We start from the raw sequence: 23,118 nt of genomic DNA, 5'->3' as shown, positions 1-23,118 counted from the left end.
CGCCTGTGACAGGATCGGAGAATGACAGCCGAGTTGACCGAGGATCAGGCGCCGGAATCAGCTCCGGCCACCGAGGAGCTGCCAGAACTGCCCCCGGATCGGTTCCTGGACCGGGAGCTGTCGTGGCTGGCGTTCAACGACCGAGTCCTGCAGTTGGCCGAAGACGGCCGATCCCCCTGCTGGAACGGGCGAAGTTCTGCGCCATCTTCGCGAGCAACCTCGACGAATTCTTCATGGTCCGAGTGGCCGGACTCAAGCGCAGGATCGCCACGGGAATCGCCGTCAGAGCCGCCAGTGGTCTGATGCCGACGGAGGTCCTCGACGGCATCTGGCGCAACTCGCGCACCCAGATGCAGCGTCAGGCTGCGAGTTTCCGCGATGACATCCGGCCCGCTCTCGCACAGGAGGGCATCGAGGTGCTGCGGTGGGACGAGCTTTCGGGCTTGGAACAGCAGCAACTGCATGAGTTCTTCCGAGACCGGGTGTTCCCGGTGCTCACCCCATTGGCCGTCGACCCCTCTCACCCCTTCCCCTACATCTCGGGACTGTCGCTGAATCTGGCCGTCGTGGTCCGCAACCCCGACACCGGCAACGAACTCTTCGCGCGCGTCAAGGTGCCGCCGCTCCTGCCGCGCCTGGTTCACCTGGACGGCCAGCGGTTCATCCCACTCGAGGAAGTGATGGCGGTGCACCTCGACCAGCTGTTTCCCGGCATGGAGGTGCTGCAGCATCACACGTTCCGAGTCACCCGGAACGAGGATCTGGAAGTCGAAGAAGACGACGCCGAGAACCTCCTGAAGGCCCTCGAACGCGAGTTGATGCGGCGCCGGTTCGGCCCACCGGTCCGCCTGGAGGTCGAGGAGTCGATCGATCCCCACGTGCTGGAGTTGTTGGTCAGCGAGTTGGGGGTCAACCCTGGCGAGGTCGTCCAACTGCCGGGTCCCCTGGACTTGACGTTCCTGTGGACGCTCGTCGGCCTGGACCGCGGGGATCTGAAGGAGCCCCCCTTCGTCCCGAAGACCAACCGCGAGCTCGCCGAGGTCGAGACAGCGGCGCCTCCGGACGTGCTGGACACGATGCGCGAGAAGGAGGTGCTGCTGCATCATCCCTACGACTCGTTCTCGACGTCGGTGCAGCGCTTCCTCGAACAAGCCGCCGCGGATCCCCAAGTCCTGGCGATCAAGCAGACCCTGTACCGCACCAGCGGGGACTCCCCCATCATCGACGCCCTGGTGGACGCTGCCGAGGCCGGCAAGCAGGTCCTCGCCCTCGTCGAGATCAAGGCCCGGTTCGACGAGCAGGCCAACATCAAATGGGGCCGCAAACTCGAGCGCGCCGGAGTGCACGTCGTCTACGGTCTGGTCGGGTTGAAGACCCACTGCAAACTCAGCATGGTCGTCCGGGACGACGGCGATGTCCTGCGTCGCTACTGTCACATCGGCACCGGCAACTACCACCCGAAGACCGCCCGTCTGTACGAGGACTTCGGGTTGCTGACCACCGACCCGGTGGTCGGCGAAGACGTCAGTCGGCTGTTCAACGTCCTGTCCGGATACTCGATGAACACCACCTACGACCGCTTGCTGGTCGCCCCGCGCTCGATCCGCTCCGGCCTCATGGACCGCATCGAACGCGAGATCGACCATCACCGAGAAGGCCGTCCCGCGCGAATCCGCTTCAAGTGCAACTCGATCGTCGACGAACGGCTGATCGACTCGCTCTATCGAGCGGCGCAGGCCGGCGTACCTGTGGACATCTTCGTCCGCGGAATCTGCGCGGCGCGGCCCGGTATCCCGGGCACCGATGGCAACTTCCGGGTGCTCAGCATTCTGGGCAAGTTCCTCGAGCACTCCCGGGCCTACGAGTTCACCAACGGCGGTGACACCGAGACCTGGATCGGATCCGCCGACCTCATGCACCGCAACCTCGACCGTCGCGTGGAGACTCTGGTTCGGCTCGAGACCCCCGAGCACATCACGGAGGTCGCCAGGTTGTTCGATCTTGCCTTCGACCCGGGCACGTCAGGATGGGACCTCGATGCCGACGGAACCTGGACCCGCCGCATCGTCGATGAAGAGGGTCACGACCTCGTCGACTACCAAGACACCGTGATCAAGCTGCAAAGCAGCCGCCGGGGAGCCTGAGGATGACGGAAACGCGCCAGAGCCCGACCACTCATCGCGAGGTCGAGAAGAAACTGCGGGTCCATGCGCTATTCCGCCTGCCGCCCCTCGACGGCATCGAGGGGATCCGCGAGATCCGCGCCGAACCCACTCGCACTCTGACGGCGGTCTACCACGACACGGAGGATCTCCGGCTGTTCCGCTGGGGCATCACCCTGCGTCGACGAGAGGGGGGCGACGATGCCGGCTGGCACGTGAAGTTCCCGGTGCCCGGCGAGGGTGAGGGCGTGCGTGATGAGGTTCGACTTCCCTTGTCGGAGGGCGGTGTGGGGGATGTGCCCGAGGCCATCCGGGACACCCTCACGGCGTTGACACGCGAACAGTTCCTGACCCCGGTCGCGACCCTTCGCACCGAACGGACCCCTTATCTGATCAGCGACGATTCGGGAGTTCCCGTGCTGGAGCTCGTCGACGACACCGTCAGCATCCTGGACGGCAAACATGTCGCTGCCCGCTTCCGGGAGATCGAGGTGGAGGCCATCACGCCGGAGGCCGCCAAGGGGGCCCTGCTGCCCGCCGTGGTCGAGGCTCTGCAGGCCGCGGGGGCCATCCCGGGCACGGCGTCCAAGGCGGCCACCGCGGTGGGTCCCCGCGCCTCGGCACCACCTGACGTTGTCGAAGCGCAGGGGGTAGGACCGGGTGACCCCGCCGGGGACGCGGTGCGCGCTCATCTGACCAAGCACATCCGGCGGTTCCTCTTGCAGGACGTTCGGGTGCGGCGCAATCTGCCGGACTCGGTTCATCAGATGCGGGTGGCGGCACGACGGATCCGCAGTGGGCTACGCGGGTTCGGCCCGCTGGTGGACGACAAATGGGCGCGCCACCTGCGTGACGAACTCGGCTGGATCGCGGGCGAACTCGGCGCCGTCCGCGACACCGAAGTCATGATCGAGCGGTTGGATGAACGGGCAGCCGACCTGCCCCCGGACGAAGCGGACCTGGCCCAGACCGCAGTCGACAAGGCCCTGAACTCCCGCATCGTCGATGCCCGCGCGCACGCGCTCGCGGCTCTGCGCAGCAAGCGCCACCTGCGACTGCTGGAGGATCTGGTCGAGGCCGCGAACGAGCCCCACCTGACCAAGGCAGCGGACCGCAGTTGCGACGAGGCCCTCCCGCCGCTCGTCGACAAGACGTGGCGGCGCCTCGCCAAAGATGTCGCGGAGTTGCACTTGGACAGCCCCGCGGCCCCCTGGCACGAGACCCGGATCGCCGCCAAGAAGGCGCGGTATGCCGCCGAGGCAGTGGAGCCGGTGTTCGGCCGGCCCGCCAAAGAACTGGTCAAGGTATTGGAGCAGGTCACCGAGATCCTCGGGGACCATCAAGACGCGCACGTTGCCCAGATGACCCTGAAATCGCTGGCCACGGAGCCCGATGTCGACGCCCCCACCGGGTTCGCGCTGGGGCTGCTGTTCGGTCTCGAGGTCGACTACGAGATGCGACTGCGTCGGGAGTTCCAGCGGATGTGGCCGAAGATCGCCAAGGTCCACGCCGAGACCGTGCTCGCCTGATGGCCGAGTCTGTTGTCCGCGCTGCGGGCGTGGTGATGCTGCGCCCGGGACCGCGCGGACCCAAGGTCCTGCTCGTGCATCGCCCCCGGCGCAAGGACTGGTCCCTACCCAAGGGGAAACTCGACCGCGGCGAGCATGTGGTGGCCGCGGCTGTCCGGGAATGTGACGAAGAGACCGGGATCGTGCCCATTCTGGGGGTTCCGCTGGGCCGTCAGTCCTACCAAGCCATGGGACGACCCAAGACCGTCGACTACTGGGTCGCCTCCCCTGGCAAGGACCACGGCTTCTCCCCGGATTCCGAGATCGATGACATCCGCTGGGTGACCGCCTCTCAGGCCCGATCTCTGTTGACCTACAAGCGCGACTTCGATCTGGTCAAACGGGCTCTCGCTCTGCCGCCCACGCAGCCTCTCGTCTACCTGCGTCACGCTGTGGCGACCAAGCGGTCGGACTTCTCGGGCAAGGACGACCGAGACCGACCACTGACGGGGAAAGGTCGCAGCCAAGCGCAGGCGCTGATCCCCCTGCTTGCCGCCTTCGGCATCAGGCGGATTCACTCATCGGACGCCGTTCGCTGCCTGCAGACTGTGAAACCGTACGCCGCTGCGGAGAAGGTCACGGTCGAACAGGAGCCGCTGTTCAGCGAGACCGGCTTCGACGACAAACCCAAGGCCGCCGTCAACCGACTGCTGTCGCTGGCCGACACCAAGGCCGCCCTGTCGGTCTGTTCCCACCGCCCGGTGCTGCCCGACATCATGGCGCCACTCGCGCGGGAGGCGGACAAGAAGGCCGCTTCGGCGTTCCGGGCGCCGCTCCCCCCCGGGGGATTCGTCGTCGTCCACCGCTCTTTCACCGGCAAGGGCCAGTGGCGCATCGAGGCAGCGGAACGACAAGAACTCTGAACCTGCCCGTGCCCGCTGATGGGCACGGGTCGGCGGGAAAGGCTCAGCCGTATCGGCCCGAGACGTAGTCCTCAGTGCGCTGATCCTTCGGCTGCGTGAAGATCGAGTGGGTGAGGTCGTACTCGACGAGTTCGCCGAACCGTTCGCCATGCTCGTCCAGTTTGGCCGTGAAGAACGCGGTGCGGTCGGAGACGCGAGCTGCCTGCTGCATGTTGTGCGTGACGATGATGATCGTGTAGTCGTCGGCGAGTTCCTGCATGAGGTCCTCGATCTTCAAGGTGGCGATGGGGTCGAGCGATGCGCACGGTTCGTCCATGAGGATCACCTGCGGGCGCACTGCGATGCACCGGGCGATGCACAGACGCTGTTGCTGGCCTCCGGACAGAGACAGGCCGCTGGTCTTGAGTTTGTCCTTGACCTCGTCCCACAGAACAGCTCGAGTGAGGGACTCCTCGACAATGTCGTCCAGATTCTTCTTCTGCCCGAGGACTCGCGGCCCGTAGGCGATGTTGTCGTAGATGGACTTCGGGAACGGGTTGGGCTTCTGGAACACCATTCCGATGTGCCGACGCACCTCGACGGGGTCGACATCGGAGCCGTAGATGTCAGTGCCATGAACCTCGATTGTGCCCCCCACCCGGGCGCCGGGGATGAGGTCGTTCATCCGGTTGATCGAACGCAACAACGTCGACTTACCGCATCCGGAAGGTCCGATCAAGGCGGTGATCTCGTTGCGGTTCACCTCCATATTGACCCCGCGCAGGGCGTGGTAGTCGCCGTACCAGACACCGACATCCTGCAGCGTGACCACGGTCTCGCTGGTCTCCGATCGCGGCTTCGGCTGCTGCATGGCGATCCGAGGCAGTGTTGGCCGGGTCTCTGTTCCATCCGTCACGGGCGCACCTTGCTCTGAGTCGAGTTCAACAGTGTTTTCAGCGGTCATGAGGTCACCATCTCTTCTGGTACTTGTTGCGCAGGAAGATCGCCAGACCGTTGAGGACCAGCAGGAGCATGAGCAAGACGATGCACAGCGCGGCCGCGAGGACATGGAACTCATCGCGGGACTGTGAGATCCAGTTGTAGATCTGGATCGGCATCACGGTGTAGGAACTGAGCAGGCCGTTGGGGTTGAACGTGATGAACGTGACGGCCCCGAGGAGCAGCAGAGGTGCCGCCTCGCCGATGGCCCGAGAAAGCGCCAGGATGGCGCCCGTCGCGGTTCCGGGAGTGGCCACCTGCAGGACCTGTTTCCAGATGGTCTGCCATTTGGTGGCACCCAGCGCCATCGATCCGAACCGGATGGACTGCGGCACCGCCCGGATCGCCTCCCGGGTGGAGATGATGATGACCGGCAGGATCAGCAGCGACAGTGTCAGGGCCGCTGTGATGACCGTCTGGCCGAGGGCGAGGGCACGCGCGATCACGCCGAGCCCGAGGATGCCGTAGACGATGGACGGCACGGCTGCCAAGTTCTGGATATTGATTTCGACGAGCCGGTAGAAGCGGCTGAGCGGGTTGCCGTACTCCTCGAGGTAGATGGCCGCCAGGATGCCCACCGGGAGGGAGATGAATCCGGTCGTGACAATCACCCAGATCGATCCTGTGATTGCCGATTGAGCTCCCGCGATCTCCGGCAAGCGGATCGACGGCATGTTCGTGAAGAGCTGCAGATTGAAGCGCGGCCACCCCTCGGTGACGATGAAGATCAGCAGCACCGCCAACGTGATCAGGGCCACGGCAAGGGCGGCGAAGAGTCCCCAGCGGAACGATTTCTCGGGCAGGTCGCTGCGTTGGGACTGCAGAGCCCCGGACTCGATCTCCAACGGCTTGATGTCGTCGAGCGAATGGGCCTGGCTCATTCGTACACCTCCCGGTATTTGCGCACCAGGCGGATGCTGAACATGTTCATGATGAAAGTCATCACGAACAGCAGACTGCCGACGGCGAAGATGGTCTGGTAGCCGATTGATCCGGTCGGCTGGTCGCCGGATCCTGCGGCTGCGATGAACGAGGTCATTGTCTGCATGCCCTCCAGGACATTCAGACTCAGGTTGGGCTGCAATCCGGCGGCCACAGCCACGATCATCGTCTCACCGATGGCACGCGAAATGGCGAGCACGAATGCTGCCACGATGCCCGAAAGGGCAGCAGGCACAACGACTTTGAGTGCCACCTGTCGTTTTGTGGAACCCAGCGCGTAGCCGCCCTCGCGCAGCCCGCGGGGCACAGCCGCCATGGCGTCCTCTGACAGGGAGGCCACGGTGGGAATGATCATGACGCCCATCACGAGTCCGGCGGACAGGGCGTTGAACACCTGGATATCCGGAAACAGCGGCTTCAACACCACCTGCGTCACGAACTCGAGGGCGAAGAAGCCGAAGATCACAGTGGGGACGCCGGCCAGGATCTCCAGCGTCGGTTTGATCGACGCTCGAGTCTTGGGCTTGGCGTACTCCGAAAGGTAGATCGCGGACAGCAGTCCGAGGGGCAGCGCGACGAGGCACGCGATGCCAGTAATGATCAAGGTCCCCGAGACCAGAGGCAGGACACCGAACTCAGGATCGGCGAACAGCGGTGACCACTGGGTGCCGAACAGGAAGTCGGTGACCGGGACGGTCTGGAAGAACTCGATCGTGGGGATGAGCAGCGAGTAGATGATCCCCACCGTGGTGAGCACGGATACGGCCGCCGCGGCCATCAGCACAAAGCCGATAACTCTCTCCCCGTAGCGGGGCGACGATTGCCGGAAGGACGGCGGCGAACCGCCGCCCTCCCGGACCACGTCGAGGGTGGAACTGCTCATCGTCTGGGTCAGCTCGCCGCCGGAGCCGGAAGGCCCGCCTCGGTGAACGCCTTGTCCAGCGCTGCGTCCAGTTCGCTCTTCTGCTTGTCGTTGAGCGGGATGAACTGGGCCTGTTCCGCGATCGTTGAGTCGTTCTGGACGTAGTACGTCAGGAACGAAGCGAACGCCGGGTTGGATCCCAGCTTCGTGATCGACGGGTAGATGAACAGCGGCCGGGCCAGCGGCGTGTAGGTGCCGTCCTGGGCAGTCTCAGGTGACGGAGACACGCAGCCATCACCACTGTCGATCTGCACCGCGTTCACTTTGTCGGCGTTCTCTTCGAAGTACGTGTACCCGAAGTAGCCCATGCCGCCCTTGGAGCCCGACACGCCCTGCACGACGACGTTGTCGTCCTCGCTGGGTGTGTAGTCGGTGCGACTGGCACCCTCTTCGCCGTTGATGGCCTCGGTGAAGTAGTCGAAGGTCCCGGAATCGGTTCCGGGCCCGAACAACGCAAGTTTCTCGTCGGGGAATGACGGGTCGACCTGGTTCCAGTTGGTGACCTGCGACTTGGGCTCCCAGATCTTCTTCAACTGCTCCGTGGTCAGGCACTTGGCGAAAGTGTTCTCCTTGTTCACCACCACGGTCAGGGCGTCGTTGGCAACGGTCAGCGACGCGTACTTGACGCCGGCCGTCTCGCAGTTGGCCTTCTCGTCGTCCTCGATGGGTCGAGACGCGTCGTTCATGTCGGTCTCGCCGCGGCAGAACTTCTCGAATCCGCCGCCCGTTCCCGAGGTTCCCACGGTGACGTTCACGCCGGAGTTCTGGGCCTGGAACAACTCTGCAGCAACGGACGTCAGGGGTGCGACGGTCGATGACCCGTCAACGGCCACCGCCCCCGAAGCCGAACTTCCCGAGCCGCTGCCGGACTGCTGACCGCCACAGGCCGCCAGGACCAGGGATCCCCCGGCGACGACGGCGGCGAGCCCCCACTTCTTACGGGTGATGCGCACCCTGCCTCCAAAATGTCAGTGCCCCGGACTCGGGGCATTGCGAAGCCCCCGTATGGGGCGATGCGATCCGGACGCTAGGGCAGCCAGATGACCGGAGGTTCGCTCACAGATGAACGCGGGGTGACCTGAACGTGACCATTGGCCGTGGAGGTGTGGTCCCCGTCATCGTCACCACCGGCCCGAGGCAACCGCCATCGGATGTTCACCGACCGTTCGTCCCGGCGCTCAGCGCCGTTCCCCCGCTCTCCTTAGGTTCTCCATCGTGCCTGAGAACGGAGCCGCGGTCACCCCCCGATCCGACGGCCTGACCTTGCGATCTGTGCTGAAGCATCTCCCGCCCACGGCAACAGCGCTCTACACCTTGGTGACAGTCGGGCCGGCCGCGCGCCAGATGCAGTTCCTGCGCATCAGCAAATCCGCCCAGGACCTCGATCGCGCCCGGCTGGTGTTCCTCGATCGGACCACCGAGATCTCCGGCCCGCACCGCTCGCCGGCGATCCGCGTCGTTCAGGCCACCGGTCTCATCGGATCCCAGATGGTGGCCATCGCCCGGATCGCGGCTCAGGGCAGCCCTCGACCGTTGGAGGTCGAGTGCCATGACCGCGCCCGGGACATCGCGGGGTTGGCGGACAGCGTGGTGCTGAGCCTGCCGCGCCAGCGCAGCACCAAGAACCGCCGGGAGCACGGAATGCCCCCCAACACGGCCAAACTCATGGGCCGGTTGAACACGATCTCGCAGGAGTTGGATCTGCTGATGGCCCAACTGACGATGCGCCGCGTCCCACCGGCAATTCCCCCTGACGCGACCGTCGACTATTCATCCATTCGTGCGCAACGCTCCACCTGACGCTCAGCTTCCCGATCACTGATCGGGCAAGTCTGGCGTCATGACCAACATGTCAGCAGCGATCGACACCCTCACTCGCCGGCGAGTGGATGATCCCGATCTCGTCAGGCAGCTGAACGGACTGATCGAGGAGTGCGGCGGTGACAGCACCTCGCGCGACGGTCGCCTGGTGCGGGATCTGCTCGCCACCTCGCTCAAACTGATCACCGATCGCCGCCACACCGGAGAACTGAAACTGCTCACGAACTCCTTCAAGGAGATGCGGCACGCCTACCGGGTGTTCGGGGGCTACAACGGCGCCCCGAGAGTCAGCATCTTCGGATCCGCGCGGACACCGGCGGATCATCCGGATTACCAGACCGCCGTGAGTTTCTCTCGCATGATGGCCGAACAGGGCTGGCTCGTGATCACGGGAGCCGGTGAGGGCATCATGAAGGCCGGTCATGAGGGCCCGGGTCCGCAGAACTCGTTCGGATTGTCCATTCGACTGCCGTTCGAGACGACGGCCAACTCGGTGATCTCCGGCGATCACAAGCTGATCAACTTCCGCTACTTCTTCACACGCAAACTCATGTTCCTCAGCCAAAGCCAGGCGATCACTGCCTTCCCGGGCGGGTTCGGGACCCAGGATGAACTCCTCGAGGCACTCACCCTGATTCAGACAGGTAAGTCCGCCGTGGTTCCGGTGGTCCTCATCGAGGGACCTGACTCGAACTACTGGGAGCGGTGGGATCGCTACGTGCGAGAGGAACTCCTCGGCGGTGGTTTCCTCAGCCCGGCCGACACGTCGCTGTATTACCTCGCCATCGACGCCCAGGATGCTGTCGACCACATCACCCGCTTCTTCAGCAACTACCACTCGTCGCGATATGTGGGGCGCGAACTCGTCCTGCGCCTACGCTCCCCGCTCACCACTCGGCAACTGCGCCACCTCAATCGCGAGTTCGCCGACCTCGTCGAGGCCGGTGAGATGTATCAGCGACCGGCGGACGACATCGAGGGCGAGTACCTCGACCTACCGCGTCTTGTATTCACCCACACACGCGCCTCCTTCGGGCGTCTGCGCCAGTTGATCGATCGCGTCAACGACTATGCGCTCGACAACGGGAGGGCGCTCGACAACCGAGGAGCAGCCGACAGCGGCAGGGCGCTCGACAACGGCAGGGCGCTCGACAACGACGGCGCGTAGGGCGCCGACATCGATAGGGTTTGCCAATGCTGACTCACATCGTCATGTGGCGTTTCCACGATCCGGCAGACGTCGACGAGGCGGTGTCGAAGTTGCGTGGCATGGTCGGCAAGGTCGCCGGCGCCAACTCGATCAAGGTAGGGCGCAACCGCAACGAATCGGCGAATGCGTTCGAACTCGTCCTGATCAGCGAGCACGACTCCCCGGACGCCCTCACCACGTACGCGGCGGATCCCGTTCATCAAGACATCGTGTCCTGGATGAGTGACCGGGTTGCGACCCGGGCAGTGGTCGACACCGACTCACTGGGCTGAGCCGGGGGCACGGCCGCCTCTTACTCGGCTGCGGACTCTTCTCCATCGGCCGAATCCTCCTCAGCGGCCGACTCTTCCTCCTTGGCGGACACGTACCCGGCAGCCTCGGTCCGAGCAGCATCGGCAGGGAGGAGGAAGGCTGCCATCAGACCCAGGGCGATCAACGCGGCGGCGACATAGCCGACGTCCTCGGTGGCGGATGCGAAACCCTGCGATGCCCCTGCGAACAGCACATCGCCACCGGGCTGAGCGGGCAGTGCCGCCACTGCAGTGCCGGCGCTTCCCTGGACCGCGCTGGTGACCTGATCGGCGACCGGCTGCGGCACACCCCGGTCGGTGAGTTCCCCTGCGACCGAACTCAGTCCTGCCACGAGAGTCGCGCCCAAGAGGGCGGTACCGATGGCCGCTCCCACTTGGCGGGAGGTCGACTGAACCGCCGACGCCTGACCTGACTCGGCCACGGGGACCTCGGACAAGATCACTCCGGTGAGCTGCGCCGTGGCGAATCCGACACCCAATCCGTAGATGAACAACCCCGGAACCATCGCCCACCCCGTCACAGTCGTCGAGATGACCACCGTGATCAGCAGTACGCCGATCACCTCCAAGGCCATCCCGGTGCGTAGGACCCGAACCGGCCCGATGCGCTGGGCGAGGGGCGCTCCGACACCGCTGGCCACGAAGGATCCGACGGCCAACGCCAACAAGATGACCCCGGTCTGCAATGCGTCGTATCCGATGACCGACTGCAGGAACAGGGGGAGCGTGAACAGCAGTCCGAACTCCCCCAGACTCACCAGGGCCGCCACCAGGTTGCCGACACCGAACGTGCGGATCCGGAAGAGTCTCAAATCCACCAGGACAGTGCGGTTGGCGGCAGCACGGCTCTTCTCGACCCAGAGAAACACCAGCACGAGGAGCACTCCACCGAACAGTCCCACGGCCGCCGGCGACACGTTGTCCAAAGGCCACTGCCAGCCACCGATCTGGAACGGCTTCTTGGCAGCCAGCCATCCGTAGGTCTGTCCCTCGATGAGCCCGAAGACGAAGAACGCCAGGCCCAGCGTGCCCAGGATCGTCCCCGGAAGGTCGGCGCCGGATCGATCCACCAGGTCGCGGGTCTCGGGGACGAGCGCCAGAACCCCGATCACGACAATGACCGCGATGGGGATGTTGATCAGGAACGCCCAGTGCCAGGACGCGTATGTGGTCAGCCAGCCACCGACGAGCGGCCCCAAGGCGGCCATGCCACCGATCGTGGCGCCCCACACGGCGAAGGCGACCGCACGATCACGACCGCGGTACACGGCATTGAGGACCGACAAGGACGCCGGCAGGATCATGGCCGCACCGATCCCCTGCAACGCCCGTGCGCCGATGAGTTCCACAGCGCCGTCCGACATCGCGACCAGACCACTCGAGACGGCGAACACGACCACACCGGAGACGAACATCAGCCGCCGTCCGACGATGTCGGCCAACCGCCCGGACAGCAGAAGCAGTGAGGCGAATGTCAGCGCATAGATCGCGTTGACCCACTCGGCATCCGTGGTGGACAGGCCGAGGTCCTTGACCATGGTCGGGATCGCGACGTTGACCACCGTCGCGTCCAGGATGATCATCGCCACGCCGAGCGACAGGAAGACCAGTGCCACCCACTTCTTGCGACCGGTCAACTGCGGCTGCGGGTCAGCGCTCATTTCCACCTCCGTGGTCATCTCACGGTAGTGGTCGCCGACGCACGCGCGCCGTTGGACCGGGGCGTCCCCTCGTCGGTGGATCCGAGCTCATCCCGAATCCACCGACGCCGGGTTACGGCCGTTGTTGCTGGTCGATGGGAATCTCGACGCGTGGACTCGCGGTTTGCTGGGATTCGGCATCCTCCGCGTCGGCGCCGAGCGGGCGCTTCCTCCCCCGGGTCGACCTCAGGCTGATGACGATGCTCGTCGTGATGATGGCGATCACGATGCCCAGACTCAGCAAGGTCGGCACTTTGACGCCCACCATGAGCAGCAGCATCTTGACTCCCACCCAGATCAGAACGAACGCCAAGCCTGTCTTCAGGTAGGTGAACCGGTCGATCAGGTCAGCGAGCAGGAAGTACATCGCGCGCAGACCCAGGATCGCGAAGGCGTTCGCAGTGAACACGAGGAACGGTTCCTGCGTGACAGCGAAGATCGCGGGAATCGAGTCGACCGCGAAGATGATGTCGGTGATCTCGATCAGAACGAGGACCGACAGCAGTGGGGTCGCGACCCAGACCCCGGCCTTCTTCACCCAGAACCGCTGCCCGTGGTACTCGTCGGTGTGAGGGACGGCCCGCCGGAACCACCGCAGCACTCGACTGTTGGCGACGTCGATGTGCTCGTTGCGGTGCCGCAGCATCTGGATTCCGGTGAACACCAAGAAGACGCCGAAGAGGTACAGGACGAAGGAGAAACTGGCGATCAGGACCGAGCCGGCCGCGATGAAGGCACCCCGGAATATCAGGGCCCCGATGACGCCGTAGAACAGGACTCGATGCTGGTATTCGCGTGGCACGGCGAAGTAGCCGAAGATGATGGCCCAGACGAAGACGTTGTCGACGGCCAACGACTTCTCGATGACGTAGCCCGCGAAGTACTGAGCACCGAACTCGGCACCGTAGACGGACCAGATCAGGATCCCGAAGCCGACTCCCAGCGCGACCCAGAAGATCGACCAGCCGAGCGCCTCCCTGACTCCGATGACGTGCGCGCGGCGGTGGGCAAACAGATCGATGGCGAGCATGACGAGGATCAGCGCCAGGACGCCGGCCCAAGCCCACAGGGGAACATCAAACATTGCGGGGATTCCTTCCTTCGAGACCTTCCAGAAGCCTTCCGCCGGGACCTGCCACGGACGGCTTCATCAGACGCGGCGCGGTACTTCCACTCCGTCGTCGCGAAGGTCTCCCCGAACGGCACACGCCGTTCCCTGTGGCCGGGGGACGTGGGTCCCCGGGTTGTCGGCTCCAGGCGAGAGGTACTCCCCTTTGCTGAATCTGCTTTATCTGTATTATTTTTCAGGAATAGTAGAGCAGTCTTATGGTGGGGGCAAGTGAGGACCTGGGGCCTGTCACCCCGCCACCGGGAACTCTTCCGGCGATGTCCAGCGACGTGAGGGAAGTACTGCCCGACGCAGCAACTCGGCGATCGCGAACTCATAGCTCGAACGCCGAGCCGCCGGGGATTGGCCGGGCGCCGAGGGCGGAATCCGCACGCCCACCGATGCCGGGGCACTGCTGAACCTCAGGGGCGGTTCCAACGTGAGCGCCTCACCGTCGAGCCCGGCCGCGACCGGACCTCCGGAACGTACCTCGAATGCGCGACTGGTCCAGGACCGCATCGAGTCGGAGTTGCCGGATCCGAGCACAGCCGTCACGACCTCCGCCGCCCGGACTCCGCCGTCCACGCGCAGGCACACGATGCCGAGTTCGCCGGCATCGAGTTCGCGGCGACCGACCGACCCCCCCACTGTGAAGGTGTACGGATTGTTGGACACGAGCACAACTTGGGCGTCGTCGCGCGCAACGCCGTCGGCATCGGTGTAGCGCAGGTCGAGGTCCTGGGGGTTCTCGTTGATCACGTCGGGCAGTCGCGCGAGCGCCGTGCCCAACTTGTCCTCGCGGTAGGCCTCGTCCTGCACGATCTCGCCGTACAGCCCCAATGAGACGTTGTTCACGAACGGACGATCGTTGACCCAGGCCAGATCGATCCGGCGCCGGAAGGCCGGACCGAAGGCGGTCAGGGCCGCCAGCGGATCCGAGCGGTCCAGTCCGAGGTCGAGCGCGAAGTGATTCCGGGTGCCGGCCGGGATGCAGACGAAGTCGATACCGTGGTCTGCGGCCAATCGCGCCACCGGGGCAAGTGACCCGTCACCACCTGCCATGCCCAACGCATCGGCGCCCTCGGCGACCGCTCGCCGAGCCAGCTGCAGGGGGGTATCGGAGCCGTCCCAGACGAAGACGTGGATTCCGAGTTCCCGGGCACGCTCGACCAGTCCGAGTTGCGCTGCGCGTCCATCGCCCGACTTGGGATTGACCACCAGAGCGGGATGCCGGGAACGGCCCACCGGTACGTCGCTGTCCGGGCGACGCGGCGGATGGCCGAGCGCCACGCGACCCGAGCTTGTGGCGGCCAACAGTCCGACGAGGGCGAGCGTCAGGTAGAACCGATGCTCGTCGTCACCGATGACGGCGGCGACCAGCAGGAGGCATCCGGCGATCGCAGCGGCCAATGCCCGGTTGCGCTTGACGCCCCGGTTGGTCAGTGCGACCCAACCCGAGACCACCGCCACCACGAAGCCGATCACCGACAACAGACTGGCGATCGGATTGGCGAGCACCGTCGTGAGCAGCAGCAGAGTCGCCAGGCCACCCACCAGCAAGGCAGCACAGGCCGCCAGCCGTCGGCGCAGTGGGTGAGTGATCACGATCCATTGTCGGGCCATTGCGGGTCATTCGACGTTGTCGAGCCTGTTGCACTACTAATGCATTATGCTGCACTAATGGATTCCGCGACCGCCGCGCTTGCCGGCGCGATAGGTGCCCGCGTCAAGCAGGAACGTCAGTCCCGCGGTTGGACCCTGGACACACTGGCCGTGGCCGCGGACGTGAGCCGCAGAACGGTCGTCAACGTGGAGCGTGGCAGCGCGAACCCGAGTGTCGCGATCCTGCTCCGCCTCAGTGAGGCACTGGGCGTCGGGCTGCCCGACCTGGTGGAACCCCCGCAGCCCTCGCCGGTGGCCGTCACCCGCAGGGGCACCGGGCCCGTCCTGTGGACCGGAGATTGCGGCGGGGCCGCCGTGATGGTCGCCGGCACCGTGCGACCGGACGTGCTGGAGATGTGGGACTGGACATTGGGTCCCGGAGACCGCCACACCAGCGAGGCCCACGCACCGGGCACCCGCGAACTCCTGCACGTCCACGTCGGCACGCTCACGCTCGGGGTCGGCGCGCAGGCGTTCACCCTTGGTCCGGGGGACGCCGCCGCCTTCCCCGGGGACGTGGCACATTCCTACTCGAATCCCGCCGCCCCCGACTCCCGTCCGTCTGGGCAACCGACACGGTTCTCGCTGGCTGTATCCGAGCCGACCAAAGCGCTCAGAGAAGCCACCAGCGTCGACCTACCAAGAGTCGAACCGACATCACCGGAGGTAGGCCATGGCTGACAGCGCCCTTGACGATTTCCTCGCCGGCGGTACGGTCGACGCGGCTGTGTTCGACCTGCGCCCCGATTACCGCGCCATGCTCGTGGCGGTGAGCGGACTGACCCCGGGAGCGTCGGACCCAGCAAGCGACGCCCTCCTCGAGACCGCGGAGAAAACCGGGCAGGACGCCCTTCGTCTGATGCCCGCGGACCAACTCCCCCACGTGGCGGCCTGGCGCGACGCGTACCGCGGATTCGGGTCAAAACCGCAGCGCACGCGCAACAGTCTTGAGGCACTGCTGCGGCGCGTGGACTCCGGGCTGCCTCGCATCAACCGGCTGACCGACATCTACAACGCCATCTCCGTGATCCACCAGATCCCGTTGGGGGGCGAGGACCTCGACCGCTATGTCGGCGCCCCTCAGTTGCGCCGAGCGACCGGTCAGGAGCCCTTCGACACCGTCGCCTCCGGCGAGAAGGTGATCGAGCACCCAGATCCGGGCGAGGTGGTGTGGTGTGACGACCAGGGAGTGACGTGTCGGCGTTGGAACTGGCGCCAGGCGCGTCGTACTCAACTGAGTGATCACACCACCGCGGGCTTGTTCATCCTCGACGCACTCGACCCTGTGACCGACGATCAATTGCACGCCGCCGCGCGGGATCTGGTGACCCACCTGGATCGCCTCGGGCCCGACGTCCAGTGGGCCCGTCGACTGGTGACGAGCACGACCTCCGACAGTCACGGCCGAAGTGGAATCCGATGAAGGGACAGCCATGTACATGATCTCGTTCATGTTTCAGCCCGGCGAATACGACGATGACTTCCACCGGCTCGACGCCGAGATCCAGGCCGCTGCCTACGATTCCGACGACTACGTTGGTCAGGAGTCGTGGGTCTCAGAAGACGGCGGCACTCGCAACGCCGTGTACTACTGGAAGACCCTCGCGGGTCTGCGCGCCTTCGCCGATGTGGCCAGTCACCGCAGCGCCAAGGCGCAGTACCAAAGGTGGTACCACGGCTACCACATCGTCGTCGCGGAGATCACCGAGACCTACGGCGACGGACGGATGTCGCACGTGACCCGACGACAGTGATCCACTCTTTCCCGAGTCAGGCCGATGCCGTTCTGGAACTTACGCGGGGGGGAGACCGTCGTAACCTGGGAGAACCTTCGGATGGGAGTGCCCCATGATCACCAACCGCCCCTTCATCGCAGCCGCGGGCTTCGTGGCTGCCGGACTCCTCGCCGCGGGGTGCTCCGCCAGTTCCACGCCGTCGACCACTCCGGCCCCCGCCGATTCTCCCTCCGTGGCGGTCACCGCATCTCCGGCTGCCTTCATGGCGCAGGCCACCCAAAGCACGACATCGTCGGGGAGCGCCCGAGTCACCTTCACGACCTCTGTGGGTGGAATGGCCGACCAGGGCATCGCCATCCGTGGTGACGGCGTGGTCAACTTCACCGACGACGAGGCGGCGCTGCGGGTGAGTTCGAGCTTGTTCGGTGGCGGCAGCGACATCGAGGTCACGGTGGTCGACGGCAAGAGCTACATCAAGGTCCCCATCTTCGGCAACAAGTGGATCGAAGCACCCGCCGAGGAATTCGGGCTCAGCGGAGCAGATCCGAGCCAAAGCCTGCAGATGCTGCAGGACATCGCAGACCTGCAAGAGGTGGGCGCGGAGAACATCGATGGCGTCCAAGCCACCAAGTACACGGGCACGATCGATCTGAAGAAGGCGATCGAGCAGTTGGGGCTGCCCACCGGTCAGACCAGCGAGATCGAGAAGAACCTCGACAAGGTCGACGGCCAGTCACAGGTCACCGTGTGGGTCGACAGCGAGAACCGGATCGTGCGATTCGACCAGAAGATGACCATCGACATCGGTGCCGGCAAGCCGGTCGAGACCATGTCCAGTACCACCATGACCGACTTCGGCATAGAGACCGACATCGTCCCGCCCCCCGCCGATCAGGTCGTCAGCGTCGACAGCCTGAAGGACCTGGCCGAACTCAACAGTGGTGTGGACGGCTGATCGTCCGCGCTGTGGGGCCTGATGACCAGCAGCCTCACCGGTGCGCGCGGAACCTGCGCAGCCGTAGGGAGTTGCTGACCACCAGCACGCTGCTGAAGGCCATCGCCGCGCCGGCGATCATCGGTGACAGACGTCCACTCATTGCCAGCGGAATCGCCGCAACGTTGTAGCCGAAGGCCCACAGCAGGTTCTGCTTGATGGTGCGCCAGGTGCGGCGGGACAGTTCGATGGCGTCTGCGACCGACTGCAGGTCCGAGTTGACGATCGTGATGTCGGCTGCTTCTCGGGCGGCGTCCGTGCCGGACCCCATGGCGATTCCGAGATCGGACTGCGCCAGCGCTGCCGCATCGTTGATGCCGTCACCGACCATCGCGACGCGATTCCCTGCTCCCTGCCGCTCCTTGACGGCCAGCACCTTGCCCTCGGGACTCACATCAGCGATGACATCGGTGATGCCAGCCTGGGCGGCCACTGCGTCCGCCGTCGATCTGCGGTCCCCGGTGAGCAGGACCGGAGTCAGGTCCAGGTGCTCCAGCCGGCCGATCGCCGAGCGGCTGCTGGGCTTGACGGAGTCCCCCACGGAGATGACCATCACCGGGACACCATCGATCGTGGCCGCGACGGGAGTCAGGCCCCGCTGCGCAGCATCTGCCACGGCACGGGAGAGGTCCGCCGGCAACTCCGCGTCGGGCTTGCCCACCAAGACGGGACGGCCGTGCACGATGCCGGCGGCACCCACTCCGGCACGGGCCTCGAACTCGGTGACGTCGGGGACGCTGCCTGCGGTCGCGAAGGCCGTGGCGATGGCACGCGCGATGGGGTGCTCCGACGCGCGCTCGACGGCGGCCACCATGAGCCGCTCCTCGCTCGTTCCACCAGTGACGGATTCGACGGTGATCTCACCGCTCGTGACCGTCCCCGTCTTGTCGAGCAGGACGGTGTCGACTTCCTGAGCGGCCTCCAGGACCTGTGGTCCACGAATCAGGATTCCCAGCTGGGCGCCCTTGCCAGTACCCGCCACCAAGGCAGTTGGGGTAGCCAGACCGAGCGCGCACGGACACGCGATCACCAGCACAGCAACGGCAGCACTCACCGCGAAGGTGGGGTCGGCGCCTGCGATCAACCACCCTGCGAGAGTCAGCAGCGCGAGAACCAGGACCACCGGAACGAACACGCCGGCGATGCGGTCGACGAGCCGCTCGATAGGGGCCTTGGAGTGCTGCGCCTGCCGGATCAGTTCCCCGATGCGGGCCAGAACGGTGTCGGCACCCACCGCCTGCGCCTCGACCACGAGTCGGCCGGCCCCGTTGACGGAGCCACCCACGACCTGACCGCCGGGGCCGACCTCGACAGGAACCGACTCCCCGGTCACCAGGCTGAGGTCCAAGGCCGAGGTCCCGTGCACCACCTTGCCGTCGGTGGCCACCCGCCCCCCTGGTCGCACAAGGAACCGGTCCCCCACCTGAAGCTGAGACAGCGGGATCTCCTGCTCGGTGTCGTCGGCTGCCAGCCGTTGGACGGTGTCCACTTGCAGTTGGGACAGCGCCGACAACGCATCGACCGACGTGTCCGTCGCGCGAGCCTCCAACCATCGACCCAGCAAGACGAAGGTGACGACGACCGCACCGACCTCGGCGTACACCTGCATGCCGCCGACCGCGATCTGGAACACCGACCACACCCAGGCGGTGCCTGCTCCGAGCGTGACGAGTGTGTCCATTCCGACTGATCGGTGCCGCAGCCCACGGATCGTGCGGTCGTGGATGGGCCATCCGCTCCACCACACCACGGGAGTGGACAGGACAAGTGCCACCACCGCGGCCCACATCTGACTGTGGAAGAACGGCACCATACCGAGGATCACCACGACCACGGTCAGTGGGATCGCAACGAACAGTCGGACTCTGAGATCGGCGCTGTCGCCGTGGTGATCATGCTCGTGTCCGGACTCATGCCCAGGTGGCGTGGCAGCGTCGTGGACAACCGCGCCGTAGCCCAGATCGTCGATGGTGCGGACCACCGTGTCGGGATCGCAGAGCTCGGGATCGACCGTGACGAGCGCAGTTCCGGTCGCGAAGTTGACCGAGGCATCGGCCACTCCGTCGATGCCGGCGACCTTGCGCTGGATTCGGGCCGCACACGAGGCGCAACTCATTCCGTTGATCGCAAGGTCGATCTGGGCTTCGCTCATGGCCATCCCAACGGCGCCCGGTGACTGTTTATGCCCCCCTGAGCCGCATATACCAGGCGAGAAGACACGCGCTCAGACGACGATCTGGCCCTTGCCGAGCACGACGATGCCACCGGGGCTGACCGTGTACTTGGCTCGATCGCCCTCGAGGTCGACACCGATCTGAGCACCATCGGGGACTTCGACGTTCTTGTCGAGGATCACCCTGCGCAGCACCGCGTTACGACCGATCCGCGTGCCAGGCAGGATGACGCTGCCCTCGACGTAGGCGCCTTCGCGGATCTCGACGTTGTGGGACACCACGGACGACCGGACGTGCGCCCCGGCGATGATGGAACCCGCCCCGACCATCGAGTCATGAGCGTTGCCACCCTCGACGAACTTCGCGGGCGGGAGCGATGGGGGGCTGGACAGGATGGGCCATTGCCGGTTGTAGAGGTTGAACACAGGATGCACGCTGACGAGGTCCATGTGGGCGTCGTGGTACGCGTCCAGTGTTCCCACATCGCGCCAGTAGGCATGGTCGCGATCGGTGGACCCCGGGACGCGGTTGGAGTGAAAGTCGTACACGTAGGCGTCCCCGGACTCAGTCAACATCGGGATGATGTTGCCACCCATGTCGTGCACCGAGCCCTCATCTCCGGCGTCCGCCTTGAGCGCCTCCAGCAGAGTGTCGGTGCTGAACACGTAGTTGCCCATGGAGATGTAGGACTGGTCGGGATTTCCGGGGATTCCCGGGGGATCGTCGGGCTTCTCGAGGAATCGCTCGATCCTGAGGCCGTCATCCGCGACCTCGATCACGCCGAACTGATTGGCGTCACGCCGCGGCATGGGGATCCCCGCGACAGTGACCCCCGCCCCGGTGTCGATGTGTTGTTGGATCATCTGCGTGGGATCCATGCGGTAGACGTTGTCGGCGCCGAAAACCACGACGATGTCCGGCCGTTCGTCATAGACCAGGTTGAGGCTTTGGTAGATGGCGTCGGCACTGCCGGTGTACCAGCGCGGGCCGAGCCTCTGCTGCGCCGGGACCGGGGTGACGTAGTCGCCGGTCATCTGCCCCATGCGCCATGTCGTGGTGATGTGTCGGTCGAGCGAGTGCGACTTGTACTGGGTCAGCACACAGATCCGGTGGATGCCGCCATTGACCAGATTCGACAGTACGAAGTCGATCAGGCGATAGGCGCCTCCGAAGGGCACAGCGGGTTTGGCTCGGTCTGCGGTCAAAGGGAGCAGTCGTTTGCCCTCGCCACCGGCGAGCACGATTCCCAGGACATGAGGTTGGCTCACCTGACCACCCTATCCACCCCGCCACGAATAACGCGACCGACGCCGCGCCACCTGGGTCCCATCCCCCATAGGCTCCTGCCGTGCATATCGGGATCATGACCAGGGAATGGCCACCGGACATCTACGGTGGTGCGGGAGTCCACGTCGAGTACCTCGTCGCGCAGCTGCGGCAGCTCGCCGACGTGACGGTGGAGTGCTTCGGACCCCCGCGGCCCGACGCGGTGGCGTGGAACCCCCCGGCGGAGTTGGGTGACGCGAACTTCGCACTTCAGACGCTCGGCGTTGATCTGCTGATGGCCGGTGACAGCGCCGGGATGGACATCATGCATTCGCACACCTGGTACGCCAACATGGCCGGTCATCTTGCGGGGCTGCTGCAAGGTGCACCGCATGTGATCACCGCGCATTCGCTGGAGCCACGGCGACCGTGGAAGGAGGAGCAGCTCGGTGGGGGCTACCGCATCTCCTCTTGGGTCGAGCGAGCCGCGTATCGGGAGGCGGCAGCCATCATCGCCGTGAGCGCGGGCATGAAGGCCGACGTGCTGGACTGCTACCCATTCGTCGACCCGGACCGCGTGTATGTGGTGCACAACGGCATCGACACTGACTTCTACCGCCCGGCCAACACAACAGACGCGTTGACCGCGCATGGCGTGGACCCCGATGAACCGTTCGCTCTCTTCGTGGGGAGGATCACGCGGCAGAAAGGGCTACCGCATCTGCTGCGCGCGGCGGAGCAGTTCGACCCTGGCCTGCGGCTGGTTCTGTGCGCCTCATCTCCGGACACGCCGGAGTTGGGGGAGGAAGTCACCCGTCAGGTGGCGGCGCTGCGAGCCAGCAGGGGGGCAGATTCCGTGATCTGGATCGAAGAACAACTGTCCCGACCCGAGGTTGTGCAGTTCTACACCCGGGCGACAGCGTTCGTGTGTCCGTCGGTCTACGAGCCGCAGGGCATCGTCAACCTCGAAGCCATGGCGTGCGAGACAGCGGTGGTGGCCAGCGACGTGGGTGGGATTCCCGAGGTCGTCACCGACGGCACCGGCTTGCTCGTGCACTACGACGAGGACGACCCGGGAACGTTCGAGGCAGCCCTCGCCACCCAGGTGAACCGGGTGGCGGCCGATCCGGCTCTGGCGGGTTCCTTGGGCAGCGCCGGGCGGCGTCGGGCCGTCGAGGAGTTCGGCTGGGACGCGATCGCGCGACGGACCGTGGAGGTCTACCGATCGGTGTTGGACGCCTGAATCCGGAGCCCAGGGCGAACTCTCGGATCGGGCCTCAGCGGTGAGCGGCTTCGTATTGGGCGACGACGTCTGCCCCCACCCGGCCACGGGCACTCACCGGTATCCCGTTGGCGCGCGCCCAGGCCCGCACCTCACCGGACTTGCCGGTGCCGCCACCAGCCCCGGGAGCAGGTCGGCGGGTCCGTGACTTCGTGACTTTGCGACCAGCTCGGGTGTAGGGGCTCAGAGCCCTTCGCAACTCATCGGCATTACTGCTGGAGAGGTCGATCTCATAGGTGGTGCCGTCCAGAGCAAAGGTGACAGTTTCGTCAGCGATTCCGCCGTTGATGTCATCCTCAAGGACGATTTGGACCTTGCGGGCCATATGTTCTCCTGCCGGTCCCCGTTGTGTGTATTTCGCCGAATGATATCGCCGTCCGCCTCTATTCGCCGAAATTGCCCGGGGAATCGGATTCTCC

The 23,118-nt window shown here is 65.4% G+C and carries 22 protein-coding genes; 12 read left to right on the top strand and 10 right to left on the bottom strand.

Annotated features, from left to right (window positions below; all coding sequences use genetic code 11):
• The first annotated feature begins 21 nt into the window (after positions 1–21).
• The 4 genes from V9E98_01770 to V9E98_01755 are packed head-to-tail and all read left to right on the top strand — an operon-like array spanning position 22 to position 4,593.
• The gene (locus tag V9E98_01770) at positions 22–303 is read left to right on the top strand and encodes a hypothetical protein (GenBank protein ID MEI2715719.1); all 282 of its coding nucleotides are present in this window, start codon (positions 22–24) and stop codon (positions 301–303) included.
• Entirely contained in the window at positions 204–2,144 is a 1,941-nt protein-coding gene (locus V9E98_01765; GenBank protein ID MEI2715718.1) for an RNA degradosome polyphosphate kinase, read from the top strand. The genes V9E98_01770 and V9E98_01765 overlap by 100 nt, the downstream gene beginning before the upstream one ends.
• A gap of 2 nt (positions 2,145–2,146) precedes the next feature.
• Positions 2,147–3,691, top strand: a complete 1,545-nt coding sequence (locus V9E98_01760; protein MEI2715717.1) for a CYTH and CHAD domain-containing protein — start codon at positions 2,147–2,149, stop codon at positions 3,689–3,691.
• A complete protein-coding gene (locus V9E98_01755; GenBank protein MEI2715716.1) occupies positions 3,691–4,593 on the top strand; it encodes an NUDIX hydrolase in 903 nt (300 codons plus the stop codon). Before V9E98_01760 ends, V9E98_01755 begins: the two co-directional genes overlap by 1 nt.
• 43 nt (positions 4,594–4,636) lie before the next feature.
• Here the strand turns inward: V9E98_01755 and pstB are convergent, their stop codons facing one another.
• The 4 genes from pstB to V9E98_01735 all read right to left on the bottom strand — a co-directional run bounded on the left by pstB (position 4,637) and on the right by V9E98_01735 (position 8,388).
• Entirely contained in the window at positions 4,637–5,443 is an 807-nt protein-coding gene (gene pstB / locus V9E98_01750; GenBank protein ID MEI2715715.1) for a phosphate ABC transporter ATP-binding protein PstB, read from the bottom strand.
• Positions 5,444–5,540: 97 nt separating this feature from the next.
• Positions 5,541–6,452 (bottom strand): phosphate ABC transporter permease PstA, encoded by a 912-nt coding sequence (gene pstA, locus V9E98_01745; GenBank protein ID MEI2715714.1) that lies wholly within the window; start codon positions 6,450–6,452, stop codon positions 5,541–5,543.
• Positions 6,449–7,396: a phosphate ABC transporter permease subunit PstC gene (pstC, locus tag V9E98_01740; protein MEI2715713.1), complete on the bottom strand. Its 948-nt coding sequence runs from the start codon at positions 7,394–7,396 to the stop codon at positions 6,449–6,451. Before pstC ends, pstA begins: the two co-directional genes overlap by 4 nt.
• 8 nt (positions 7,397–7,404) lie before the next feature.
• Complete coding sequence (locus V9E98_01735) at positions 7,405–8,388, bottom strand: PstS family phosphate ABC transporter substrate-binding protein (GenBank protein MEI2715712.1); 984 nt, start codon at positions 8,386–8,388, stop codon at positions 7,405–7,407.
• 262 nt (positions 8,389–8,650) lie between these two features.
• On the opposite strand from V9E98_01735, the gene V9E98_01730 reads away from it, so the two are divergent.
• From V9E98_01730 to V9E98_01720, 3 genes are read left to right on the top strand one after another with little or no spacing between them, the layout of a single operon-like run.
• Positions 8,651–9,235: a hypothetical protein gene (locus V9E98_01730; protein MEI2715711.1), complete on the top strand. Its 585-nt coding sequence runs from the start codon at positions 8,651–8,653 to the stop codon at positions 9,233–9,235.
• 40 nt (positions 9,236–9,275) lie between these two features.
• Positions 9,276–10,424 carry an LOG family protein gene (locus tag V9E98_01725; protein MEI2715710.1) on the top strand — a complete coding sequence of 383 codons (1,149 nt, stop codon included), beginning with the start codon at positions 9,276–9,278 and terminating at the stop codon, positions 10,422–10,424.
• A gap of 26 nt (positions 10,425–10,450) precedes the next feature.
• Positions 10,451–10,738 (top strand): Dabb family protein, encoded by a 288-nt coding sequence (locus tag V9E98_01720; protein MEI2715709.1) that lies wholly within the window; start codon positions 10,451–10,453, stop codon positions 10,736–10,738.
• Between the two features lie 20 nt (positions 10,739–10,758).
• Here the strand turns inward: V9E98_01720 and V9E98_01715 are convergent, their stop codons facing one another.
• From V9E98_01715 to V9E98_01705, 3 genes are all read right to left on the bottom strand, one after another.
• A complete protein-coding gene (locus V9E98_01715) occupies positions 10,759–12,438 on the bottom strand; it encodes an MFS transporter (protein ID MEI2715708.1) in 1,680 nt (559 codons plus the stop codon).
• Positions 12,439–12,550: 112 nt separating this feature from the next.
• Positions 12,551–13,561: a TerC family protein gene (locus V9E98_01710; GenBank protein ID MEI2715707.1), complete on the bottom strand. Its 1,011-nt coding sequence runs from the start codon at positions 13,559–13,561 to the stop codon at positions 12,551–12,553.
• Positions 13,562–13,834: 273 nt separating this feature from the next.
• Positions 13,835–15,208: a diacylglycerol kinase family protein gene (locus tag V9E98_01705; protein MEI2715706.1), complete on the bottom strand. Its 1,374-nt coding sequence runs from the start codon at positions 15,206–15,208 to the stop codon at positions 13,835–13,837.
• A gap of 57 nt (positions 15,209–15,265) precedes the next feature.
• Here V9E98_01705 and V9E98_01700 point away from each other — a divergent pair, with 57 nt between their 5' ends.
• From V9E98_01700 to V9E98_01685, 4 genes are all read left to right on the top strand, one after another.
• Positions 15,266–15,928, top strand: coding sequence for an XRE family transcriptional regulator (locus V9E98_01700; GenBank protein MEI2715705.1), 663 nt, complete (start codon positions 15,266–15,268; stop codon positions 15,926–15,928).
• Positions 15,921–16,670: a phenylalanine--tRNA ligase beta subunit-related protein gene (locus tag V9E98_01695; protein ID MEI2715704.1), complete on the top strand. Its 750-nt coding sequence runs from the start codon at positions 15,921–15,923 to the stop codon at positions 16,668–16,670. Before V9E98_01700 ends, V9E98_01695 begins: the two co-directional genes overlap by 8 nt.
• Positions 16,671–16,686: 16 nt before the next feature.
• Positions 16,687–17,001, top strand: a complete 315-nt coding sequence (locus tag V9E98_01690) for a hypothetical protein (GenBank protein ID MEI2715703.1) — start codon at positions 16,687–16,689, stop codon at positions 16,999–17,001.
• A gap of 94 nt (positions 17,002–17,095) precedes the next feature.
• The gene (locus tag V9E98_01685) at positions 17,096–17,938 is read left to right on the top strand and encodes an LppX_LprAFG lipoprotein (GenBank protein ID MEI2715702.1); all 843 of its coding nucleotides are present in this window, start codon (positions 17,096–17,098) and stop codon (positions 17,936–17,938) included.
• A gap of 34 nt (positions 17,939–17,972) precedes the next feature.
• Here the strand turns inward: V9E98_01685 and V9E98_01680 are convergent, their stop codons facing one another.
• Positions 17,973–20,129: a heavy metal translocating P-type ATPase gene (locus V9E98_01680; protein ID MEI2715701.1), complete on the bottom strand. Its 2,157-nt coding sequence runs from the start codon at positions 20,127–20,129 to the stop codon at positions 17,973–17,975.
• A 72-nt stretch (positions 20,130–20,201) separates the two neighbouring features.
• Positions 20,202–21,419, bottom strand: a complete 1,218-nt coding sequence (gene glgC, locus V9E98_01675) for a glucose-1-phosphate adenylyltransferase (GenBank protein ID MEI2715700.1) — start codon at positions 21,417–21,419, stop codon at positions 20,202–20,204.
• Between the two features lie 80 nt (positions 21,420–21,499).
• Here glgC and glgA point away from each other — a divergent pair, with 80 nt between their 5' ends.
• Complete coding sequence (glgA, locus tag V9E98_01670; GenBank protein ID MEI2715699.1) at positions 21,500–22,660, top strand: glycogen synthase; 1,161 nt, start codon at positions 21,500–21,502, stop codon at positions 22,658–22,660.
• A gap of 34 nt (positions 22,661–22,694) precedes the next feature.
• Here the strand turns inward: glgA and V9E98_01665 are convergent, their stop codons facing one another.
• Complete coding sequence (locus V9E98_01665) at positions 22,695–23,024, bottom strand: Lsr2 family protein (protein ID MEI2715698.1); 330 nt, start codon at positions 23,022–23,024, stop codon at positions 22,695–22,697.
• Positions 23,025–23,118 lie beyond the last annotated feature (94 nt).

Source organism: Candidatus Nanopelagicales bacterium (assembly GCA_037045355.1).
Lineage (GTDB): Bacteria > Actinomycetota > Actinomycetes > S36-B12.
This window is presented reverse-complemented; position numbering and strand designations above follow the sequence as displayed.

Excerpts from the sequence above, each read along its gene's own strand:
- V9E98_01770 (MEI2715719.1), top strand. The coding sequence starts at position 22 with ATGACAGCCGAGTTGACCGAGGATCAGGCGCCGGAATCAGCTCCGGCC.
- V9E98_01760 (MEI2715717.1), top strand. The coding sequence starts at position 2,147 with ATGACGGAAACGCGCCAGAGCCCGACCACTCATCGCGAGGTCGAGAAG.
- V9E98_01755 (MEI2715716.1), top strand. The coding sequence starts at position 3,691 with ATGGCCGAGTCTGTTGTCCGCGCTGCGGGCGTGGTGATGCTGCGCCCG.
- pstB (MEI2715715.1), bottom strand. The coding sequence starts at position 5,443 with ATGCAGCAGCCGAAGCCGCGATCGGAGACCAGCGAGACCGTGGTCACG.
- pstA (MEI2715714.1), bottom strand. The coding sequence starts at position 6,452 with ATGAGCCAGGCCCATTCGCTCGACGACATCAAGCCGTTGGAGATCGAG.
- pstC (MEI2715713.1), bottom strand. The coding sequence starts at position 7,396 with ATGAGCAGTTCCACCCTCGACGTGGTCCGGGAGGGCGGCGGTTCGCCG.
- V9E98_01725 (MEI2715710.1), top strand. The coding sequence starts at position 9,276 with ATGACCAACATGTCAGCAGCGATCGACACCCTCACTCGCCGGCGAGTG.
- V9E98_01720 (MEI2715709.1), top strand. The coding sequence starts at position 10,451 with ATGCTGACTCACATCGTCATGTGGCGTTTCCACGATCCGGCAGACGTC.
- V9E98_01715 (MEI2715708.1), bottom strand. The coding sequence starts at position 12,438 with ATGAGCGCTGACCCGCAGCCGCAGTTGACCGGTCGCAAGAAGTGGGTG.
- V9E98_01710 (MEI2715707.1), bottom strand. The coding sequence starts at position 13,561 with ATGTTTGATGTTCCCCTGTGGGCTTGGGCCGGCGTCCTGGCGCTGATC.
- V9E98_01705 (MEI2715706.1), bottom strand. The coding sequence starts at position 15,208 with ATGGCCCGACAATGGATCGTGATCACTCACCCACTGCGCCGACGGCTG.
- V9E98_01700 (MEI2715705.1), top strand. The coding sequence starts at position 15,266 with ATGGATTCCGCGACCGCCGCGCTTGCCGGCGCGATAGGTGCCCGCGTC.
- V9E98_01695 (MEI2715704.1), top strand. The coding sequence starts at position 15,921 with ATGGCTGACAGCGCCCTTGACGATTTCCTCGCCGGCGGTACGGTCGAC.
- V9E98_01690 (MEI2715703.1), top strand. The coding sequence starts at position 16,687 with ATGATCTCGTTCATGTTTCAGCCCGGCGAATACGACGATGACTTCCAC.
- V9E98_01685 (MEI2715702.1), top strand. The coding sequence starts at position 17,096 with ATGATCACCAACCGCCCCTTCATCGCAGCCGCGGGCTTCGTGGCTGCC.
- V9E98_01680 (MEI2715701.1), bottom strand. The coding sequence starts at position 20,129 with ATGAGCGAAGCCCAGATCGACCTTGCGATCAACGGAATGAGTTGCGCC.
- V9E98_01665 (MEI2715698.1), bottom strand. The coding sequence starts at position 23,024 with ATGGCCCGCAAGGTCCAAATCGTCCTTGAGGATGACATCAACGGCGGA.